The organism is Streptomyces polyrhachis (assembly GCF_042663125.1).
Taxonomy (GTDB): Bacteria; Actinomycetota; Actinomycetes; order Streptomycetales; family Streptomycetaceae; genus Streptomyces; species Streptomyces polyrhachii.
In genome coordinates this window covers 1-1,666 of record NZ_JBHSZO010000082.1, presented here as the reverse complement: position 1 = coordinate 1,666, position 1,666 = coordinate 1, and the positions used below count along the sequence as shown (strand labels likewise).

The following is a 1,666-nucleotide window of genomic DNA, read 5'->3' as shown; positions in this document are numbered from 1 at the left end:
CACCCGACACCACGGCCACCCGGTCCGGACACCGCCGCACCCGCTCCTCGAACAGTTTGTGAAAGGGCGCCGGTTGCGCCATCTGCTGCTTGGCCTGGCGGAGTCGTCGGCGCAGCAGTTCCTGCTGCTCCGCGGAGAGGTTCGCAAGTTGCTGGGGAAGACGTTCACTCATGGCTGTCACCCGTCTCCGTGGCCGGCGGCGTACTCAGAAGCTGTGTCTGCAGATCGCTCTGCGGCATGTCCCGGACGTCCGCGAGGAGTTGCTCCAGGAGCGCGCGGTCCTCGGCGCTCTCCATCTCCGCTGCGAAGGCCAGCAGGTCGAAGTCCTCGTCGGGCACCGTCTCCGCGGGCGCGGAGTTCGACTGCCGCAGGATCTGCCGGCGCTCCTCCTCGGTGAGGACGGTGATGCCGCCCAGCTGCGTCTCCGGGTTCCCGACGATCTGCGAGCAGATGCTCCGGAAGTGGGTGAGCAGTCGGTCGATCGCCTCGTCGTCGAAGCGTCCGGTGTCGTACTGGACGGACAGGTGGAGCCGCTCCCGGCCCGTCACCACCGCGCCCAGCGCGTAGTTGATGCGCTCCTCGGACCGGAGCAGGTCGAAGCGCAGCGCGGCGGTGTCGTCCCGCTCCACCGGGTAGTTCTCGAAGACGAAGAGGCTGTCGAACAGGGGGGCGCCGGCGGGCAGTCCGCTCCACTGGTGGACCTGGCGCAGCGGGCTGTGCTCGTACTGGCGCATCTGCACGTTCTGCTCCTGCAGGCCGTGGAGCCAGTCGAGGGCGGTTGCCGCTTCGGGTAGGTGCACGCGCAGGGGAAGGGTGTTGATGAACAGGCCGACCATGCGCTCGACGTCCTCGACCTCGGAGGGGCGTCCCGAGGTGACCGTGCCGAAGACGACGTCGTCGGTGCCCGAGTAGCGGGCGAGCAGCAGTGCCCAGCAGCCCTGCAGCACGGTGTTGAGGGTCAGTCCGTGGGTGTGGGCCAGCTCGTGCAGTCTGCGGGTGTCCTCGTCGTCGAAGAACACCCCGGTCTCGGCCTGGCCGGCTGCGGACGGTGCACCGCTCGCGGCCGGGAGGCGCTCGACGCCCAAGGGGGTGGCCTGCTCGACTCCCCGCAGGGTGTGGCGCCAGTACTCCTCGGCTTCTGCCGTGTCCTGGCGCTGGAGCCAGGAGACGTAGTCGCGGTAGGGCCGCACCGGAGCGCTCTCCTCACGCTGGCCGGCGGTGAGTGCCTCGTACTGCCGCACGACGTCGCCGAGGATCAGGCTGAGACTCCAGCCGTCGAGGATGGTGTGGTGGGCGCTCCAGACCAGCTCGTAGGCGTCGTCGGCGGTACGGACGAGCAGGAGCCGCCACTGCGGGGCGTCGTGGAGGTCGAAGCCCCGGGCGCGGTCCTGCGTGAGGTGGGCGTCCAGTCGCTCCTGCTGCTCCTCGGGGCTGCGATCGCGCCAGTCCTGCACCTGGAGGGGAACAGGCATGTCGTACCAGACCAGTTGGAGTCCCCCGTGTTCGTTCTCCCAGAAGCTGGTGCGCAGGATCGGGTGCCGTCGCATGACCTGCGCCCAGCTCTCCCGGAAGGCGTCCGTGTCCAGCCGCAGGCCGATGCCGAGGATCATCTGGACGTGGTAGATGCCCTCGCCTTGCGCGTAGTGGCTCTGGAACCACAGGCCCT

General features: G+C 69.2%; 1 protein-coding gene. It reads right to left on the bottom strand.

Annotated elements, in window-relative coordinates:
- Positions 1-164: 164 nt before the first annotated feature.
- Positions 165-1,666, bottom strand: a 1,502-nt coding sequence (locus ACFQLX_RS25640; protein ID WP_386418914.1) for a condensation domain-containing protein, incomplete at its 5' end; no start/stop codon positions are given.